General features: G+C 68.4%; 18 protein-coding genes. 2 read left to right on the forward strand and 16 right to left on the reverse strand.

Annotated elements, in window-relative coordinates:
• The 14 genes from smc to A5698_RS11125 form a co-directional block, all read right to left on the reverse strand.
• Nucleotides 1-2,523, reverse strand: a 2,523-nt coding sequence (gene smc / locus A5698_RS11060; RefSeq protein WP_197506743.1) for a chromosome segregation protein SMC, incomplete at its 3' end; no start/stop codon positions are given.
• 26 nt (nucleotides 2,524-2,549) lie between these two features.
• A complete protein-coding gene (locus A5698_RS11065; protein WP_068296535.1) occupies nucleotides 2,550-2,834 on the reverse strand; it encodes an acylphosphatase in 285 nt (94 codons plus the stop codon).
• Complete coding sequence (locus A5698_RS11070; protein WP_068296413.1) at nucleotides 2,818-3,234, reverse strand: OsmC family protein; 417 nt, start codon at nucleotides 3,232-3,234, stop codon at nucleotides 2,818-2,820. The genes A5698_RS11065 and A5698_RS11070 overlap by 17 nt, the downstream gene beginning before the upstream one ends.
• Nucleotides 3,235-3,291: 57 nt before the next feature.
• Complete coding sequence (gene mutM, locus A5698_RS11075; RefSeq protein ID WP_068296416.1) at nucleotides 3,292-4,164, reverse strand: bifunctional DNA-formamidopyrimidine glycosylase/DNA-(apurinic or apyrimidinic site) lyase; 873 nt, start codon at nucleotides 4,162-4,164, stop codon at nucleotides 3,292-3,294.
• Complete coding sequence (rnc, locus tag A5698_RS11080; RefSeq protein ID WP_068296419.1) at nucleotides 4,157-4,858, reverse strand: ribonuclease III; 702 nt, start codon at nucleotides 4,856-4,858, stop codon at nucleotides 4,157-4,159. Before rnc ends, mutM begins: the two co-directional genes overlap by 8 nt.
• Nucleotides 4,851-5,453 carry a YceD family protein gene (locus A5698_RS11085; RefSeq protein WP_068296422.1) on the reverse strand — a complete coding sequence of 201 codons (603 nt, stop codon included), beginning with the start codon at nucleotides 5,451-5,453 and terminating at the stop codon, nucleotides 4,851-4,853. Before A5698_RS11085 ends, rnc begins: the two co-directional genes overlap by 8 nt.
• Nucleotides 5,454-5,495: 42 nt before the next feature.
• On the reverse strand, nucleotides 5,496-6,233 hold the full coding sequence (sepIVA, locus tag A5698_RS11090; RefSeq protein WP_067092150.1) for a cell division protein SepIVA: 738 nt from the start codon (nucleotides 6,231-6,233) through the stop codon (nucleotides 5,496-5,498).
• Between the two features lie 263 nt (nucleotides 6,234-6,496).
• Nucleotides 6,497-7,063: a hemerythrin domain-containing protein gene (locus A5698_RS11095; RefSeq protein ID WP_068296425.1), complete on the reverse strand. Its 567-nt coding sequence runs from the start codon at nucleotides 7,061-7,063 to the stop codon at nucleotides 6,497-6,499.
• 84 nt (nucleotides 7,064-7,147) lie between these two features.
• Entirely contained in the window at nucleotides 7,148-7,627 is a 480-nt protein-coding gene (gene coaD / locus A5698_RS11100) for a pantetheine-phosphate adenylyltransferase (protein ID WP_067092154.1), read from the reverse strand.
• Nucleotides 7,628-7,638: 11 nt separating this feature from the next.
• Nucleotides 7,639-8,217 carry a 16S rRNA (guanine(966)-N(2))-methyltransferase RsmD gene (gene rsmD, locus A5698_RS11105; RefSeq protein WP_068296426.1) on the reverse strand — a complete coding sequence of 193 codons (579 nt, stop codon included), beginning with the start codon at nucleotides 8,215-8,217 and terminating at the stop codon, nucleotides 7,639-7,641.
• Nucleotides 8,214-11,600: a pyruvate carboxylase gene (locus A5698_RS11110; RefSeq protein WP_068296427.1), complete on the reverse strand. Its 3,387-nt coding sequence runs from the start codon at nucleotides 11,598-11,600 to the stop codon at nucleotides 8,214-8,216. The genes rsmD and A5698_RS11110 overlap by 4 nt, the downstream gene beginning before the upstream one ends.
• A gap of 25 nt (nucleotides 11,601-11,625) precedes the next feature.
• The gene (locus A5698_RS11115; protein ID WP_068296435.1) at nucleotides 11,626-12,258 is read right to left on the reverse strand and encodes a vitamin K epoxide reductase family protein; all 633 of its coding nucleotides are present in this window, start codon (nucleotides 12,256-12,258) and stop codon (nucleotides 11,626-11,628) included.
• Nucleotides 12,255-13,031, reverse strand: coding sequence for a DsbA family protein (locus A5698_RS11120; protein ID WP_067092162.1), 777 nt, complete (start codon nucleotides 13,029-13,031; stop codon nucleotides 12,255-12,257). Before A5698_RS11120 ends, A5698_RS11115 begins: the two co-directional genes overlap by 4 nt.
• Nucleotides 13,032-13,066: 35 nt before the next feature.
• Nucleotides 13,067-14,164: an alpha/beta hydrolase gene (locus A5698_RS11125; RefSeq protein WP_084792391.1), complete on the reverse strand. Its 1,098-nt coding sequence runs from the start codon at nucleotides 14,162-14,164 to the stop codon at nucleotides 13,067-13,069.
• Here A5698_RS11125 and A5698_RS11130 point away from each other — a divergent pair.
• Together A5698_RS11130 and A5698_RS11135 are read left to right on the forward strand one after the other, a co-directional pair.
• Nucleotides 14,163-14,993, forward strand: coding sequence for an aldo/keto reductase (locus tag A5698_RS11130; RefSeq protein WP_068296437.1), 831 nt, complete (start codon nucleotides 14,163-14,165; stop codon nucleotides 14,991-14,993). The two genes, A5698_RS11125 and A5698_RS11130, sit on opposite strands and share 2 nt — an antisense overlap.
• 5 nt (nucleotides 14,994-14,998) lie before the next feature.
• Entirely contained in the window at nucleotides 14,999-15,838 is an 840-nt protein-coding gene (locus tag A5698_RS11135; protein ID WP_068296440.1) for an aldo/keto reductase, read from the forward strand.
• 4 nt (nucleotides 15,839-15,842) lie between these two features.
• Here A5698_RS11135 and A5698_RS11140 read toward each other — a convergent pair whose 3' ends face one another.
• Nucleotides 15,843-16,550, reverse strand: a complete 708-nt coding sequence (locus A5698_RS11140; protein WP_068296443.1) for an HNH endonuclease family protein — start codon at nucleotides 16,548-16,550, stop codon at nucleotides 15,843-15,845.
• Nucleotides 16,547-18,757 (reverse strand): ATP-dependent DNA helicase RecG, encoded by a 2,211-nt coding sequence (gene recG, locus A5698_RS11145; protein ID WP_068296446.1) that lies wholly within the window; start codon nucleotides 18,755-18,757, stop codon nucleotides 16,547-16,549. Before recG ends, A5698_RS11140 begins: the two co-directional genes overlap by 4 nt.
• Between the last annotated feature and the right edge of the window lie 2 nt (nucleotides 18,758-18,759).

Here is an 18,759-nt window from a genome sequence, read left to right on the forward strand (position 1 = left end):
GGCCACCGCCGCGGCGTGCTGACGCGCCTCGCGGGCACGCTTGGCACGCAGCCTGGCCTCACGTTCGGCCGCGGCGGCCCGGCGCAGCGAATCCGCCCTGCCGCGAACGGCGTTCGCGCGCTCCTCGGCGGTGCGCACCTCCAGTCGGGCCTCCACCTCGGCGGCGCGCGCCGCCTCCGCCGCGGCCGTCGTCTCCTGGCGGTTGACGGGCTCGGCCTCGAACGTCGGTTCCTGCTGCGCGTTGTGCAGTCGCTGCTCGAGCTGGGCGAGTTCGTCGACGGTGCGGGAGCGGTTGGCTTCGAGCTCATTTCGCTGCTGGATCAGCCGTTGCCACTCGTCGTCGGCGGCACGCGCATCCTGACCGAGCCGGCCCAGCTGCTCGTAGATCGCCGAGATCGCGGCGTCGGATTCGTTGAGCGCCGCAAGCGCCTGCTCCGCGGCGTCCTGACGGCTCGCTTGTTCGGCCAGCGCCCCGGACAGCGCCGCCGACAGCTCGCCGACCTGCCTCTCGGCCTCGGCGAGCTCGGCGCGGGCCTTCTCGACCTCGGACGCGATCTCCAGCGTGCTGGGTTTGCGATCGGACCCGCCGCTGACCCAACCCGCGCCCACGAGGTCACCGTCGGTGGTGACCGCCCGCAACGACGGACGGGACGCGACCAGATCGAGCGCGGCGGCCAGATCCGACACCACCACGACGTCGGACAGCATCGCCCGCACAGCACCTTGCAGCCGCGGCGGCGCTTCGACCATGTCCACCGCACGCACCGCGCCCTCGGGCAACGACTGCGCCTGTGCCGCTTCGTGATTCGGCCAGTCGCTGAGCACGATCGCGGCCCGGCCGCCGTCGGACTCCTTGAGCGCGGCGACCGCATCGCGTGCCGCGCCGGGGCTTTCGGCGGCGACCGCATCGGCCGCGGCGCCGAGCACGGCCGCGACGGCCACCTCGTAGCCGTTGCGCACCTTCAGCAGGTTGGCGATCGACCCGAGAAGCCCTGCCCCGCCGCGGTTCTTCTGCAGCCAGGCCGCGCCGTCCTTGCGGTCCAGACCGACTGACAACGCCTCGATACGGGCGCGCAGCGAGGCGACCTGACGTTCGGCGCCGCGCTCGGCGGCCTGCAGTTCGGCGACGCGTTCGTCGGCGAGGCGCAGCGCGGCGACGGTGCGGTCGTGGTGTTCGTCGAGACCGACCTCGCCGGCGTCGAGTTCGCCGACCCGGCTCTGGACGGTCTCGAACTCGGCCTGCGTCTGCTGCGCCCGGATGCCGGCCTCGTCGATGGTGCCGGTGAGCCGGGCGACGGTCTCGTCGATCGACTCCACCCGGGTGCGCATGGTGTCGACCTGGCCGGCCAACCGGGCCAGGCCCTCACGACGGTCGGCCTCGGCGCGCGCGGCCGCCATGTGCGCGCGTTCGGCCTCGGCGGCGATGCGCTCGCGGTCGGCGAGTTCCGCGCGGGCCGCCTCGAGCTTGCCGCGGGACTCGGTCAGCTCGGCGAGCAGCTGGCGCTCCCGCTCGGCGACCTCGTCGGCCTGGGCTTCCAGCGCGTCGGGATCCGGTCCCGTCGACGCCTCCGGCTCGGTGTCGAGATGCTGGGCGCGCTCGCTGGCGATGCGCACCGTCGCGCTGACGCGTTCGGCGAGCGCCGACAGCGCGAACCACGTCTGCTGAGCGGCGTCAGCGCGTTCGCTCAGGCCCCCGACGGCCGCCTCGTGAGCCGCGAGTTCGGCGGTCTTGGCCTCCAGCCGGGCGGCGATCTCGTCGTGCTCACGTCGCAGCGTCGTCTCCGCCTGATTGGTGTTATCGAACTCGGCGCGGCGGGTGACGAGGTCGTCGGCGGCCAGGCGCAGCCGGGCGTCGCGCAGATCGGCCTGGATGGTCTGCGCGCGACGGGCCATCTCGGCCTGGCGCCCGAGCGGTTTGAGCTGACGGCGCAGTTCGGTGGTCAGGTCGGTCAACCGGTTGAGGTTGGCGGACATCGCGTCGAGTTTGCGGACCGCCTTCTCCTTGCGCTTGCGGTGTTTGAGGACGCCGGCAGCCTCCTCGATGAAAGCGCGCCTGTCCTCGGGCCGCGATTCGAGGATCTCGGAGAGCTTGCCCTGGCCGACGATGACGTGCATCTCGCGGCCGATACCGGAATCGGACAGCAGTTCCTGGACGTCCATCAACCGGCAACTGCTGCCGTTGATCTCGTACTCGCTGCCGCCGTCGCGGAACATCCGCCGGGTGATCGACACCTCGGAGTATTCGATCGGCAGCGAATTGTCGGAGTTGTCGATCGTCACGGTGACCTCGGCGCGGCCCAGCGGCGGCCGCGACGATGTGCCCGCGAAGATGACGTCTTCCATCTTGCCGCCGCGCAACGTCTTGGCGCCCTGCTCCCCCATCACCCAGGTGAGCGCGTCGACCACGTTCGACTTACCCGAGCCGTTGGGTCCGACCACGCAGGTGATGCCTGGCTCGAAGCGCAGAGCCGTCGGCGAAGCAAACGACTTGAAGCCCTTCAGGGTCAGACTCTTGAGGTGCACGACGTGCCACACTACCGCCGCGACGGCTATCGCTCGGTGAACCCTTGTAGCGAGTCGCGAGGTTCTGTGAAGTCGGCGACGACGTTGTCGACGCGACCCGGCGTTTCACCGCTTTGCAGCAGGTCAAGTAGCCGCTGGCAGGACTCGCAGGGGCCCTGGGCGACCACCTGAACCCGGCCGTCGGGCTTGTTCGCGGCGAATCCGGTCAGCCCCAGTTCGAGTGCGCGGGCGCGGGTCCACCACCGGAATCCGACGCCCTGCACATGCCCGTGCACCCACGCGGTCAGTCGTACCTCAGCTAACTCCTGCATCATGTACCTCAAACGTCACTTTGGTCCCGAACTTGAGGGTGCGGCCCACCGTGCAGACCTGGTCGATCGCGCGCTCGACCACCGTGAGTACCCGCGCAATCTCCTGTTCCGACAGGCCGGACAGGTCAAGTTCCATGCGTTCCTCGAGCAGCGGGTAACGCTCCTGCTCGCGGTCGGCCGGCCCGCAGACGCGGATCGTCGTGCGGTAGTCGTCGCCTAGCCGTCGCCGCAGCGGCGCGTCGCTGGCCATCCCGCTGCACGCCGCGAGTGCGATCTTCAGCAGCTCGCCTGGCGTGAAGACGCCCTCGACGTCTTCGCTGCCGACGAGCACCTCCGCACCGCGCGAGCTGCGGCCGACGTAGCGGCGCTCCCCCGTGCGCTCAACCCAGAGTTCGGTCATGGCCCCATCTTCGCCCAGACCGACGTATTGGCGGAAAAGGGCGCGTGCAATCGACCATTACGTCGGTCTCGGCGCGGTTCGTCGCACCCTCGGCCGCGGTTGGCATTTCGGGCAGTAGAACGACGAACGGTTCATGAACTTCTCCCGCCGTATGATCGCCCCGCAGCGCCGGCACGGCTCGCCTTCGCGGCCGTAGGCGTCCAGCGACCGGTCGAAGTAGCCCGACTCGCCGTTGACGTTGACATACAACGAGTCGAACGACGTCCCACCCTGATCGAGCGCCTCCCGCATCACCTCGGCGGCCGCGTCGAGCAGTTCGGCGAGCTTCACCCTCGTCAGTGACGACGCCGGCCGGGCGCCGTTGACCTTGGCCCGCCACAGCGCCTCATCGGCGTAGATGTTGCCGATGCCCGAGACGACGGTCTGATCGAGGAGCTGGCGTTTGATCTCAGAGTGCTTGCCGCGCAACACCTTCACGACACCGTCGCGGTCGAAGCGCGGGTCGAGCGGATCACGCGCAAGGTGTGCGACGGGCACCGGGACATCGGTTCCCTCGACGGTGACCATGTCCGTGAGCATCCACCCGCCGAACGTGCGTTGGTCGACGAAGCTCAACGCCGTGCCATCGTCGAGCAGCGCGGCGATGCGCAGGTGGTTCTCCCGCGGCAGCGGCCCGAGCAGCATCTGTCCGCTCATCCCCAGATGCACCACGAGCGCCGAGCCGTCGTCCAGCGTCAGCCACAGGTACTTACCCCGCCGCCCGGTACCGGTGATCGTGCTGTCGAGCAGCCGTGCGGTCAGATCCGCCGGCCCCGCCTCGTGCCTGCGCACCGCGCGCGGATGATGCACGCGCACAGCGGTGATGGTCTTGTCGACGACGTGCGCGTGCAACCCGCGCCGGACGACCTCGACCTCGGGAAGCTCAGGCATCTACCTCGGTGGCGGACAACGCATTCCACGCCGCCGCGGCCGCCTTGAGTTCGGCCTCCTTCTTGGTGCGTCCGACCCCGGTGCCGTACTCGGTGTCGGTGACGACGACCGTTGCGGTGAATTCCTTGTCGTGGTCGGGCCCCGTCGACGTGACGACGTAGGCCGGCGCACCCAAGCCCCGCGATGCGGTCAGCTCCTGCAGGCTGCTCTTCCAGTCCAGCCCGGCCCCCAGCGTCGGCGCCGTGTCCAAGAGCTGGCGGAACAGGCGCAGGATCACCTCGCGGACGACCGCGTTGCCGTGTTCCAAATAGACTGCACCCAAGAGGGATTCCACCCCGTCGGCGAGGATGCTGGCCTTGTCGGCGCCACCGGAGTTCAACTCGCCCTTACCGAGCAACAGGTAGGCACCGAGCCCGACGTCGGTCAAGTGGCGACCGACGTCGGCGAGCGCCTGGGTGTTGACGATGCTGGCGCGCAGCTTGGCCAGATCACCCTCGGACCGCTCCGGATGGCGGTGGTAGAGCTCCTCGGTGATGGTCAACCCGAGCACGGCGTCGCCGAGAAACTCCAGTCGCTCGTTGGTCGGCAGGCCGCCGTTCTCGTAGGAGTAGCTGCGATGAGTGAGCGCCATGGTGAGCAGTTCGTCGGGCAGGTCGACGCCCAGCGCCGCCAGCAGCGCGGCGCGGTCAGTCACGCGTGTCCTCAGTGGGATCGTCGGCTCCGCCGACTGTGTCGAACATGCCCGCCAGCTTGGCCCAGCGCGGATCGAGCTGCTCGTGGTGGTGGCCGGGTTCGGCGGTGGCCAGCGCCACGCCGCAGTCGGGACACAGGCCGGCGCAGTCCGGACCGCACAGCGGGGCGAACGGCAGCGCCAACCCCACGGCGTCGATGATCGGCTGCTCGAGGTCGACGGTGTCGTCCACCACGCGCCCGACCTCGTCGGCCTCGGTGGTCTCGTCGGTGGCGCTGTCGGGATAGGCGAACAGCTCGGTGAGGTCGATCTCGACGTCGCCGGTGACCGGGGTCAGGCAGCGGGCGCAGTCACCCGACGTCGGCGCCGACACCGTCCCGCTGACGAGCACGCCCTCCGACACCGACTCGACCCGCAGGTCGAGCGCGAGCGGCGCGCCCTCGTCGATGCCGATCAGGTCGAGGCCGATCCGCGTCGGGCTGGGCACCGTCTCGGAGACGGCCATCATCGAGCCGGGCCGTCTCCCCAGCCGGGAAATGTTGATCACAAGCGGCGATTGTGACGCGCGATGCGTCGCCGCTTTGGCATGCGTCGCCATAATCACCCATTTTACGGCGAGGTTTTTCGGCGACCTCCGGAGCTAGCGCGCCGCGTAGTCGTGCGTGCCCGCGGCGGTCCGAAGCTGGTGGCGACCGCGTCCGACCGAGCGCAGCGTGCCGTTGAGGAAGTCCTCGAATTCGGCGAGCTTGCTGTCGACGTAGATGTCGCATTCGCCGCGCAACCGGTCGGCCTCGGCGTGCGCCGAGTCGATCAACCGGGTCGCCTCTGCGGTCGCGGTCTGCACGATCTCGGTCTGCGACACCAGGCGCTGCTGCTCCTTAATGCCTTCCTGCACGGCCTTCTCGTAGGCGAGGTTGCCGCTCTCGATGAGCCGATCAGCCTCGGTTTTGGCCCGTCCGGTGCTGGCCTCGTACTCGCGCTTGGCGGTGGCGGCGACGCGATTGGCCTCCTCGCGGGCCTCGCCGACCATCCGCTCGCTGTGCTGGCGGGCCTCGGACACCATCCGATCGGCCTGGGCCTTCGCATCGGCGAGCAGCCGATCGGCCTCGGCGCGGGCGTGGTTGAGGACGGAGTCGGCCTCGGCCGTGGCCGTCGACACCATCTGGTCGGAGTGCTCCTTGGCCTCGCGCAACATCCCGTCGCGCGCGTCGAGCACATCCTGGGCGTCGTCGAGCTCACCGGGGATGGCGTCCTTGATGTCGTCGATCAACTCGAGGACATCGCCGCGGGGCACGACGCAGCCTGCCGTCATCGGCACGCCGCGGGCTTCTTCCACGATTGCGCTCAGTTCATCGAGCGCCTCAAAAACTCGGTACACGGCAACACCCTCCAGGCGAAGTTGACAGTTACTAGTGTGCCTGGTGTTACCCCTGTGACTCAGTTTCCCGCCCGGTGTGTCGCCCCGGACGTCCGAAATTCACGGATTGCTGAGTCTCTCCCCTTCCCAGGCCGCAACTGCTGACTGAATTGCTGTCCGCATTATGTCAACCCGGTGATGCGCTGCCGACGTCGACGCCGAACGTGAGCTTGTGTCCGAGATTCCGGACACAAGCTCACGTTCGGCTGCAGAAGGGGTTGCGGTTACTTCACCGCGGCGCCGATGAGGTCGCGCGCGCGGTCGAGCATCGACGCGAACGGGCCCAGCGCGAAGTTGGCTTTGGCCGACTCGACGCCGGCATGCGGATGCGTCGGCGCGATCGCCTCGGCGGCCTGCACGGCGCCCGCCATCCGCTTGAGGTCGTCGCCGTCGAGGTTCTTCTGGAGGTGGCTGAACTCCTCGCGCTCCTCGTGCTCGGCGTGCTCGACCACGTCGTCGCGGAACTTCGTGAGCTCGTCGATGAACTCCTTCGACCCGATGTCCATCGTCTCGAGCTTCGACAGAAACTCCTTGGCCTCGTGTTCCTCCTTGAGGCGGGCGTCGACGATCGCCTCACCATCGGCGACCTCCTTGCGGGCGCGCGGATGGACCACCATCTCCTCGGCGGTCTCGTGCACGGCGAGCAGTTGACGCAGATCGGCGAACGCCTTCTCACGGGCCTCCGTCTCTGAGGCGCTCAGCACTTCTTCGAACAAATCCTTGATCAGGTTGTGCTGGTCGGTCAGGAACTTCACGACGTCATCGGTGTTTTGGACGAATGTTTCAGCCATGGCAGAAACTCCCTGCATTTTCGGTAGTGGTGGGTGCGCGAATGGGCTGTGCGCTGCCCTTTGACTACCCCTGCCGAAAGGGGGCTAACCCTGACGCAGCTTGGCCTGCACGCGCGTGTTGACCGCGGCGGGCAGCAGGTCGGAGACGTCGCCGCCCATCGACGCGACCTCCTTGGCCAGCGACGAGGACACGAACGAATAGCGCGGTGTGGTGGCCACGAAGAAGGTGTCGACGCCGGCGATGTGCTTGTTCATCTGCGCCATCTGCAGTTCGTATTCGAAGTCGGTCCCGGTGCGCAGGCCCTTGACGATCGCGGTCATACCGCGCTGCCTGACGAAATCCACCACCAGGCCCTGACCCGACTCGACGCGCAGGTTCGGCAGGTGGGCGGCGGACTCCTCGATCATCGCGATGCGCTCTTCGAGGGTGAACATGCCCTTCTTGTTCGGGTTGACCAGAACCGCGACGATCAGCTCGTCGAACTGCGCGGCGGCGCGCTCGAAGATGTCGACGTGCCCGAGCGTGACCGGGTCGAAGGATCCTGGGCATACCGCGCCGCTCATGAGCGATGACGCTAGCAGGGCCGCTCGGGCGCTTCGGCAAGCTCCAGGCGGGTGTCGCCGTATGTGCGTGACGGCCACTCCCGCCAGCCCGGCGGCCACGCCAACGGCGGCCCGTTCGCCGCCCGTTCCACCACGACGACCGTTCCCGCTCCGGCCCAACCGCGTTCGGCGAGCAGCCTCAGCACCGACTCGACCTCTTCGGCGGCGACGTCGTACGGCGGATCGGCCAGCACCAGGTCGACCCGCCGCGGGGCGTCCGCGGCCAGCACCGCGGCCACCGCCCCGCGCCGCACGGTCGCCCCGGTGACACCGAGCGCCGCGACGTTGTCGGCGATGACGGCCGCGGCGCGCCGGTCGGACTCGACGAACGTCGCCTGCGCCGCACCGCGGGAGAGCGCCTCGAGCCCGAGTGCACCCGATCCGGCGTAGAGGTCGAGCACCGCGGCCCCGCTCAGGTCGACGCGCGCGGCCAGCACGTTGAACAACGCTTCGCGCACCCGGTCGGTCGTGGGACGGGTTCCAGACCCGGATCGCTGTTGCGGCACGGTGATTCGTCGACCGCCCAGCGCGCCGGCGATGATGCGGGTCAGCTGACCACCACCAGCAGATCGCCGCCTTCGACCTGTGCGGTCTCGGATACCGCGACCCGACTCACCTTGCCCGCCTTCGGCGCGGTGATGGCGGCCTCCATCTTCATGGCCTCGATCGTGGCCACCGTCTGGCCGGCCTCGACCTCGTCGTCGACGGCGACTCCGACGCTGACCACCCCGGCGAAGGGCGCCGCGATGTGGTCGGGATTGGCCTTGTCCGCCTTCTCGGCGGTGGGAATGTCGCTGGCGACGTTGCGGTCACGCACCAGAACGGGCCGCAACTGGCCGTTGAGGATGCACATCACCGTACGCATGCCGCGCTCGTCGGGATCGGAGATGGCCTCGAGCCCGATTAGCAGTTCGACCCCGCGTTCCAGTTTGACCCGGTGCTCCTCGCCGCTGCGCAGCCCGTAGAAGAACTGGTTGGCCGACAGGCTCGACGTGTCGCCGTACTGCTCGCGGTGGGCCTCGAGTTCCTTTGTCGGCCCGGGGAACAGCAGCCGGTTCAGCGCGGCCTGTCGCTTCGGTCCGGCCTGCGCGAGCAGCGCTTCGTCCTCTTCGCTGAGTTCCTCCTGCGATTTGGCCGGGGCGCGGCCGGCCAACGCCTTGGTGCGCAGGGGTTCCGGCCATCCGCCCGGCGGATCGCCGAGCTCGCCGCGCAGGAACCCGATCACCGAATCGGGAATGTCGAGACGCGCCGGGTCCGAGGCGAATTCGTCGGCGCTGATGCCGGCACCGACAAGCGCGAGCGCGAGGTCGCCGACCACCTTCGACGACGGGGTCACCTTCACCAGCCGCCCCAGGACCCGGTCGGCGGCGGCGTAGTTGGCCTCGATCTCCTCGAAGCGGTCACCGAACCCCAGCGCGATGGCCTGCTGGCGCAGGTTCGACAGCTGACCACCGGGGATCTCGTGGTGATACACCCGCCCCGTCGGCGCCGGAAGACCAGACTCGAACGGCGCGTACACCTTTCGCAGCGCCTCCCAGTACGGCTCGAGGTCGCAGACCGCCTGCAGCGAAAGCCCGGTGTCGTACTCGGTGTGCGCGGTCGCGGCGACGATCGAACTCAGCGCAGGCTGGCTGGTGGTGCCGGCCAGCGGCGCGGCCGCGCCGTCGACCGCGCTCGCACCCGCCTGCCAGGCCGCCAGGTACGTCGCCAACTGTCCGCCGGGGGTGTCGTGGGTGTGCACGTGCACCGGCAGGTCGAAGCGGCTGCGCAGCGCGCCGATCAGGGTGTGCGCGGCCTGCGGGCGCAGCAGCCCGGCCATGTCCTTGATCGCCAGCACGTGAGCGCCGGCGTCGACGATCTGCTCGGCGAGCTTGAGGTAGTAGTCCAGCGTGTAGAGGTTCTCCCCCGGATCCGACAGGTCGCCGGTGTAGCTCATCGCGACTTCGGCCACCGCCGTACCGGTTTCGCGCACGGCGTCGATCGCGGGGCGCATCGACTCGACGTTGTTGAGCGCATCGAAGATGCGGAAGATGTCAATGCCCGTCGCCGTCGCCTCGGCGACGAACGCGTCGGTGACGATCTCCGGATACGGCGTGTACCCGACGGTGTTACGCCCACGCAGCAGCATCTGCAGGCAGATGTTGGGTACGGTCTCGCGCAGCGCGGCCAGCCGCTCCCACGGGTCTTCCTTCAGAAACCGAAGCGCCACATCGTAAGTCGCACCACCCCAGCATTCGAGCGAGAGCAGCTGCGGCGTCATGCGCGCGATGTAGGGCGCCACCATCAGCAGCCCGTTGGTCCGCACCCGGGTGGCCAGCAGCGACTGATGGGCATCGCGGAACGTCGTATCGGTGACGCCCAACGGTTTCGAGTCGCGCAGCCACCGGGCGAACCCCTCGGGGCCCAGCTCGGTCAGCCGCTGCTTGCTGCCGTCGGGCGCCGCGGCGTCGAGGTCGATGCCGGGCAGTTTGTCGTGCGGGTACACCGACGCGGTGCGCGGGCCGTGCGGCTGGTTGACCGTCACGTCGGCCAGGTAGTTGAGGATCTTGGTGCCGCGGTCGGCCGGTGTTCGGGCGGTCAGCAGATACGGGCGCTCGTCGATGAACGACGTGCTGATCCGCCCGGCGCGGAAGTCCGCGTCGTTCACCACGGCCTGCAGGAACGGGATGTTCGTCGACACTCCACGAATCCGGAACTCCGCCAACGCACGTCGCGCCCGCGCCACCGCGGCACCGAAGTCGCGGCCCCGGCAGGTCAGTTTCACCAGCATCGAGTCGAAGTGCGCGCTGATCTCGGCGCCCAGATGCGTGCCGCCGTCCAGCCGGATGCCCGCCCCGCCCGGCGTGCGGTACCCGGTGATGCGGCCTGTGTCGGGGCGGAACCCGTTGGCCGGATCCTCGGTGGTGATCCGGCACTGCATCGCGAAACCCCGCGGCGCGGGCAGCGCGTCCTGGCTCAATTCGAGGCTCTCGAGGGTCTCGCCGTCGGCGATGCGCAACTGGCTCGACACCAGGTCGACGTCGGTGATCTCCTCGGTGACGGTGTGCTCGACCTGGATGCGCGGATTGCACTCGATGAACACGTAGTGACCGCGCTCGTCGAGCAGGAACTCGACAGTGCCGGCGAACGTGTAATCGATCTCCTTGGCGAACGCCACCGCGTCGGCGCAGATCCCTTGCCGCAGTTCGTCAGACAGGTTCGGCGCCGGCGCCAGCTCGATGACCTTCTGGTGCCTGCGCTGCACGCTGCAGTCGCGCTCGAACAGGTGCATCACGTTGCCGTGGGTATCGGCGAGGATCTGCACCTCGATATGGCGGGGGTTGAGCACCGCCTGCTCGAGGTACAGCGTCGGATCGCCGAACGCGGACTCCGCTTCGCGCGCCGCGGCGTCGATCGCATCGGGTAACGCGTCGATGTCGGTTACCCGTCGCATCCCCCGACCGCCGCCGCCGGACACGGCCTTGACGAACAACGGGAACTCCAGGTTCTCCGCGGCGGCCAACAGCTCCTCGGCCGACGCCGAAGGAGGCGACGAGTTCAGCACCGGAAGCCCCGCCGCGCGGGCGGCCTCGATCGCGCGGGACTTGTTGCCCGTCAACTCGAGCACTTCCGCGCTGGGCCCCACGAACGTGATGCCGGCCTCCGCGCACGCCGCCGCCAACGCCGGATTCTCCGACAGGAAGCCATATCCCGGATACACCGCGTCGGCGCCGGCATGCCGGGCCACCCGGATGATCTCGTCGACCGACAGGTACGCCCGGACGGGATGACCGGTCTCGCCGATCTGGTAGGACTCGTCGGCCTTCAGCCGGTGCACGCTGTTGCGGTCCTCGTAGGGGTACACCGCGACGGTGTCGATCCCCATCTCGTACGCGGCGCGGAAAGCGCGGATCGCGATCTCGCCGCGATTGGCGACCAGGACCTTAGAAATCACGGGCTACCTTAACTCTGGGGCCGGATCAGACCAGCGTGGACCAGTAGCTCCAGAAGCGCACGAGGATCAGCAGGATCAGGCCGGTGAACCACAACGCGACAAGCGACCACCGCCAGGTGTGCACCACCCGCGCCACGACGTTGCCGTGCTGGGGCGCCAGCGCGATGACCGCGACGACCACCAGCAGCGGGATCGTCACCGCCCACACGACCATGCAGTACGGGCACAGCGCACCGATGCGGTAGAGGCTCTGGAAGATCAGCCAGTGCACGAACGCTGCGCCCAGCAGCGTGCCGGTGGCCAGACCCGCCCAATACCAGCGCGGCAGTTCCACCCGCGCGAGCGCCAGCACTCCGGTCACCACGACGATCGTGAACGAGACGATGCCGATCAGGGAGTTCGGGAAACCGAACGCCGACGCCTGCGGTGTGACCATCACCGAACCGCAGGACAGCACGGGGTTCAGGCTGCACGACGGCACGTACTCCGGATCGATCAGCAGCTCGATCTTCTCGACCGTGAGCGCCATCGCGGCGGCCAGTCCCAGCACACCGGCGATGAGGATCCAGACCGCGCTCGGCCGACCCACCGGCACCCCCGTCGGCGGCTCGGCCGCGGGATCGGCCGGCGAGACGGCGCCGGGCGCGGCGACCGTCACGGCCTCGGCGGCGGGGTCGGGTCGGCGTTGGGCGGCGGCGCCCCGGCGTCCAGCCCGGGCACATCGCCGACGATCTTCTTGATCTCAGCGATCAGCGCGTCCGGTGTCGACGGCGAGTAGTCGTTGCCGTTGATCCGGATCGTCGGCGTCGAGTTCACGCCGCTCGCCTTCGCCAGCCCCTTGACCATGTCGTTGAACCGGCCGCCGTTGATGCAGTTCGGGACATCACCCGTGACCCCCGCCTGGCGGGCGACCTCGATGAGCCGGGCGTTGTCGGGGAACGGGCCGACGCCCTCTTCGGGCTGCTGGGCGAACAGCGCGGCGTGGAAGCGCCGGAAGGCGTCGGTGTCGGCCTCGGCCACGCAGTAGCCGGCGTTCGCCGCGCGGGTCGAATACCCCTGTCCCGCGCGGTCCAGGATCGAGACCATGTTGTAGTCGGCGGCCACCGCACCGGTGTCGATCAGCTTGTTGACCGTGGGGCCGAACTGCTTCTCGAAGTTGCCGCACGCGGGGCACAGGAAGTCCTCGTACAGCGACAGCACCGCCTTGGGCTCGGATGTGCCCTCTTTGGTGATCAGGTTGCTCGACGCCACACGAACCGCCCGGGTCTCGCCCTCGCCGGGTTTGTCCTCTTTGGTCATCACGATGTAGAGCACCAGCGCGACGGCGAAGATGACGACGACGGACGTCAGGCCGATCTGCACGGCCCGGTTGCGTCTGCGGTCGGCCGCCTTCAGGTCGTAGCGCGGGGTCTTCTTGGGTTTCGAGGCCACGCCGGTAAGAGTACCGGCGCGATTTCTCCGCCCCGTCAGCCGCGGGCGAGATGCGCCCGCAATGCGGAAATCACCTCCGCCACGGCGGTGGCGCTGTCGCCGCCGAACGGGAAGAAGTTCGCGAAGCCGTGGATCAACGAGCCGAACTCCCGGTGGTCAACGCGCACCCCGGCCGCCCGCAGGGCGTCGGCGTATTGCCTGCCTTCGTCGCGCAGTGGGTCGAAACCGGCGGTCACGATCAGCGTCGGCGCCAAGCCCGACAGGTCGTCGGCGAGCAGCGGCGACACCCGTGGGTCGCCAGGATCGATCCCGCCGCTGAGGTACTTGGCGCGACACCAACGCAGGTCGTTCCGGGAGAGGAAGAACCCCTCGTCGAACAATGCCTGCGACCGGGTTTCGTCGCGGTAGTTGACCACCGGATACAGCAGGAACTGCAGCGCGGGCTGCGGTCCCTCGGCGCGGGCGCGGTGCGCGACCAGCGTGGCCTGGTTGCCGCCCGCACTATCGCCGCCGACGGCGACGCGGTCGGGGTCTGCGCCCAGTTCGGCGGCGTGCTCGCATGCCCATCCGAACGCGGCGAATGCGTCCTCGTTGCCCGCCGGCGCCGGGTGTTCGGGCGCCAACCGATAGTCGACCGACAGCACGTGCATGCGGCCCTGGCGGCAGATCAGCCGACACAAATCGTCGTGCGTGTCGAGGTCGCCGACGACTTGTCCGCCGCCGTGATAGAAGACCAGCAGCGGTTCTCCGTCGCCCTCGGAGGGGCGGTAGTGGCGCGCGGGGATTCGGCCGTCGGGACCCGGGATCGTCAGGCTCGTCACCGACGTGACCGGGATGTTCTGTTTGAAGGCCGCCGCCAGCATCCCCAGCAGCGCCCGCGCCTCGGCGTCGTCGGGACTCAGCATCAGCCCGCCGATGCCGACCGTCTTCTGGCCGGCGAGCATCAGCTGCATGGTCGTGTCGAGGGTGTTGCCGTCGATGACAACGGAACGACGGCCCAGCAGCAGCCGCTTCACGACGTCCGGTATCCGCGGAAACGCCCGCGATGTCACGCCGCCGGCCTTGACCATCGAAACCTTCGCCCGCTTCGGCGGTACGACGGGTTCCGCCTCGCCTGGCAGACTCGAAGTCATGGCATCTCCCTCGATCACGTTGAACGACGGTAATTCGATACCTCAGGTTGGGCTCGGTGTTTGGCAGACCCCGCCCGAGGACACCGAACGCGCGGTCGCGACCGCCCTCGAGGCCGGCTACCGGCACATCGACACCGCCGCCGCGTACCAGAACGAGCGCGAGGTGGGTCAGGCGCTCGAGAAGTCGGGCGTACCGCGCGACGACGTGTTCATCACCACCAAGCTGTGGAACGCCGACCAGGGGTACGACAGCACGCTCACCGCCTTCGACAAGAGCATGAAGCGGCTCGGGCTCGATTACCTGGACCTCTACCTCATCCACTGGCCGATGCCGGCCAAGGGCGCGTTCGTCGAGACGTTCAAGGCGTTCGCGCACCTGCGCGAGCAGGGTCGCATCCGGTCGATCGGGGTGAGCAACTTCGAGCCCGAACACCTGCGCGAACTCGTCGACGCGACGGGAATCGTGCCCACGGTCAACCAGATCGAACTGCATCCGCTGCTGCAGCAGGAGGAGCTGCGCGAGGTGCACGCCCAGATGGGCATCGCCACCGAGGCGTGGAGCCCGCTGGGCCAGGGGTCACTGCTGAAGAACCACACCGTCGTCTCGGTCGCCGACAAACACGGCAAGACGCCGGCCCAGGTGTTGATTAGGTGGCATATGCAGCTCGGCAATATAGTCATCCCGAAGTCGGTGACCCCCGAGAGAATCGTGAGCAATTTCGACGTGTTCGATTTCGAACTGAGCGAACAGGACATGGCGTCCGTGTCCGAGCTCGGCGACGGCACTCGGTTGGGCCCCGATCCACGGACCTTCGAATTCACGGGATAGGTGAAATGACCGAATCGGGTGCGGTTCCGACAGTCACGCTCAACGACGATCACACGATGCCGGTGTTCGGTCTCGGCGTCGGCGAGCTGTCGGAGTCCGAGACCGAGGAGGCGGTGCTGGCGGCGCTGTCGGCCGGGTACCGGCTGATCGACACCGCCGCGGCCTACGGCAACGAGGAAGCCGTCGGTCGGGCCATCAAGTCGTCCGGGGTCCCACGTGACGAGATCTTCGTCACCACCAAGCTGGCCACCTCCGACCTCGGTTTCCAGTCGTCACAGGACGCGCTCAAGGCCAGCCTGGGAAGGCTCGGCCTGGACTACGTCGACCTGTACCTGATCCACTGGCCCGCCGGCGAACAGGGCAAGTACGTCGACAGCTGGGGCGGGTTGATGAAGCGCAAGGAGGTCGGTGACACCAAGTCGATCGGCGTCGCCAACTTCCACGCCGAGCACCTCTCCGACGTCATCGACCTGTCGTTCTTCACCCCGGCGGTCAACCAGCTCGAGCTGCACCCCCTGCTCAACCAGGCCGAGCTGCGCGAGGTCAACGCCGGCTACGGCATCGTCACCCAGGCCTACGGACCATTGGGCGTCGGGCACCTGCTCGAGAACGAGGCGGTCACGTCGGTGGCGCAGGCACACGGCAAGACTCCCGCGCAGGTGTTGATCCGGTGGAGCCTGCAGCTCGGCAACGCGGTCATCGCCCGGTCGTCGAAGGCGGAGCGGATCGCCTCGAATCTCGAGGTGTTCGACTTCGAGCTCACCGACGACGAGATGGGCTCGCTCAACGGGCTCGATGAGGGCAAGCGGTTCCGCCCGGACCCGGAAACCTACACCGGCACCTAGGCTTTCAGCCCGTCGGGCAGGTGGCCGCGGCGTTGCGCAGCACGCCGGCCGACGGAGCGTCGATCGGCAGCCCGTAGCCGCGCAGCACCGCGATGAACTGAATCGCGTACTGGCAGTGGAACGCCGCGTTGGGCGGCATCCAGTTCGCGGGCTCGTGATCCCCCTTGTCCTGGTTGGCGTTTCCCGCGACCGCGATCAGATTCGCCGGGTCGTTGGCGAACCGGACCCGCAGGCCCTCGGGCCAGCCACGCGCGCCCAGGTCCCACGCGAGCGCCAGCGGGACGATATGGTCGATCTGCACCGCCGCCCCGGTCTTCTCGCCGCGGGTGAAGGCGACGACGGCGTTGGTGTACGGGTCGTGCAGGACTCCGGTCGCAACGGCGTTGGGGCAGCGCTTGATCGACACGAACGTCTTGTCGTCGAGGTCGCGGTTGAGGATGTCGTTGCGGGTGTCGCAGCCGTTATGCCCTGCCGGTGCCACGTTGTCGTCGGTCCAACTGTCCCCGAAGGCCGCTCTGCGGTAGTCGTATCCGCGGATCCGCAACGGGATGACGGGCACCCCGGCGAGGACGTCGACGCCTGGCGCGACGGTCGGAATGTCGGCCCGCGCGATGAAGTGTGCGCGCTCCCCCGCCGAGTTGACCGCCTGTACGGCGACGATCACCGCGAGCGCGACGATCGCGGTCAGCCACCACAGATGCTTGCGGTTCATGCCTTGTCCAGGAACTCAACGCGGTCGGTGTCGACGAACGGCCCGGCCAGCGCGGCCATCCCCGGATTCGCGGGGTCTCGCTCGTACAAGCGGGCGCAGAAGTCGCGGGCGGTCTCGATGATGTCGAGGTGCTCCTGCAGAGACAGGAAGCGCAGCGTGATCGCGCGGCCGGACTGGTTGTAGCCCAGCACATCTCCCTCCTGGCGCTCGCGCAGGTCCAGGTCGGCGAGCGCGAAGCCGTCCAACGTCGACGCGACGGCGGAAAGCCGGGCGCCGGCCTTGCTCCCCTGCGGCAGCTTGGTGACGAGCAGACACAAGCTGGGGTGCGCTCCGCGACCGATCCGTCCGCGCAACTGGTGCAGCTGGCTGATACCGAAACGGTCGGCGTCCACCACGACCATCACCGTCGCATTCGGCACGTCCACCCCGACCTCGATGACCGTCGTGCACACCAGCACGTCGATCTCTGCGGAGCGGAACGCGGCCATCACGGCGTCCTTCTCGTCGGCGGGCAGCCGGCCGTGCATGAGCCCGAGCCGCAGACCCGAGAGCGGACCGCGGCGCAGCCGGTCGAACAGCTCGACGACCGTGATTGGTGGCGGGCCACCCTCTTTGTCGTTGGCGGTCTTGTCGCTTTCGTCGATCCGCGAGGCCACCACGTACGCCTGCCGACCCTCGCGCACCTCTTCGGTGATGCGTTGCCAGACCCGGTCCAGCCAGCGCGGGTGTTCGCTGAGGAAGACGGTGTTGGTGGTGATCGGCTGCCTGCCCCGCGGCAGCTCGCGCAGCGTCGAGGTCTCCAGATCGCCGTAGTAGGTCAACGCGACGGTGCGTGGGATCGGGGTGGCCGTCATCACCAGCAGATGCGGAGTGATGCCCTCGGGGGCCTTGCCGCGCAGGCGATCCCGCTGCTCCACCCCGAAGCGGTGCTGTTCGTCGACGACAACCATGCCGAGGCGGTGGAACTCGACGGCGTCCTGCAGTAGGGCGTGCGTGCCGATGACGATGCCCGCCTCGCCGCCTGCGACTTCGTCGCGCACCGCACGCTTCTGTTGCGCCGACATCGATCCGGTCAAGAGCGCGATGCGCGTGGCGTTCTCCACGCCACCGAGTTGGCCCGCCATCGCCAACGGACCGAGTACGGCGCGGATCGACCGGGCATGCTGTGCGGCAAGGACTTCCGTGGGGGCGAGCAGCGCACACTGATAACCGGCGTCGACCATCTGCAGCATCGCCAGCACCGAGACGATGGTCTTACCCGAGCCGACCTCGCCCTGCAGCATGCGGTTCATCGGCCGGGTTCCCGAGAGTTCGCCCGAGATCACGTCGAGCACATCCTGCTGGCCGCCGGTCAACTCGAACGGCATCTGTCGGTGCATGGCGGCGACGAGCCCGTCGTCGCGGCGAGGGGCGGCCGGACCGGATTCGCTGAGCTCACCGTGGCGTCGGCCGACCAGTGCCCACTGCAGCCCGATGGCCTCGTCGTACGTCAGGCGAGCGACGGCGGCATCGCGGTCAGCGGATCTCTCGGCGGTGTGGATGGCCCGCAGCGCTTGGTCTTCGGTGATCAGATTATGTTGTCGCAGAAAGGATTCCGGAAGGGATTCGGGGACAGGGTCTAAGACGTCGAGCACCTGACGCACGCAGGCGTAGATCTCCCAGGTCTGCACCTTCTTGTTGGCCGGATAGATCGGGAAGAAGTCGCGTTCGAACGCCGCCAGCAGGTCCTCACCGGTCGCCCCGGACGCCTCCGCGATGGCGCGCAGCGACTTGGACCCGCGCACGTTGCCGCTCTCGTGCAGTACGAGAAACGCCGGATGGGTCAGCTGCATCGTGCCCTTGAAGTAGCCGACCTCCCCCGAGAGCATCACCTTCGCACCCTCGACCAACTGCTTCTTGAGGAACTTGACGTTGAAGAACGTCGCGGTCACCTTCGGCCTGCGGTTCCCGAGCGTGACGACCAGATACTCGCGCCGCGGCTGCCGGTTCGTGTACCGCACTTCGGCTTTGGAGATCGTGTCGACGAACGTGACATGGACGCCCTCTTCGAGTTCCTCGCCCTCGTTGACGGTCGTCATCTCGTCGCTGTACTTGCGGGGGTAGTGACGCAGCAGGTCGTTGACGGTGTGGAAGCCGAAGTACTCGGCGAGCGGATCCGCGGCCTTCTTGCCGAGCACGAAGTCGAGGCGGTCGTGCAGCGTCGCCACGG

It is taken from the genome of Mycobacterium sp. E136, from assembly GCF_001666865.1.
GTDB lineage: Bacteria > Actinomycetota > Actinomycetes > Mycobacteriales > Mycobacteriaceae > Mycobacterium.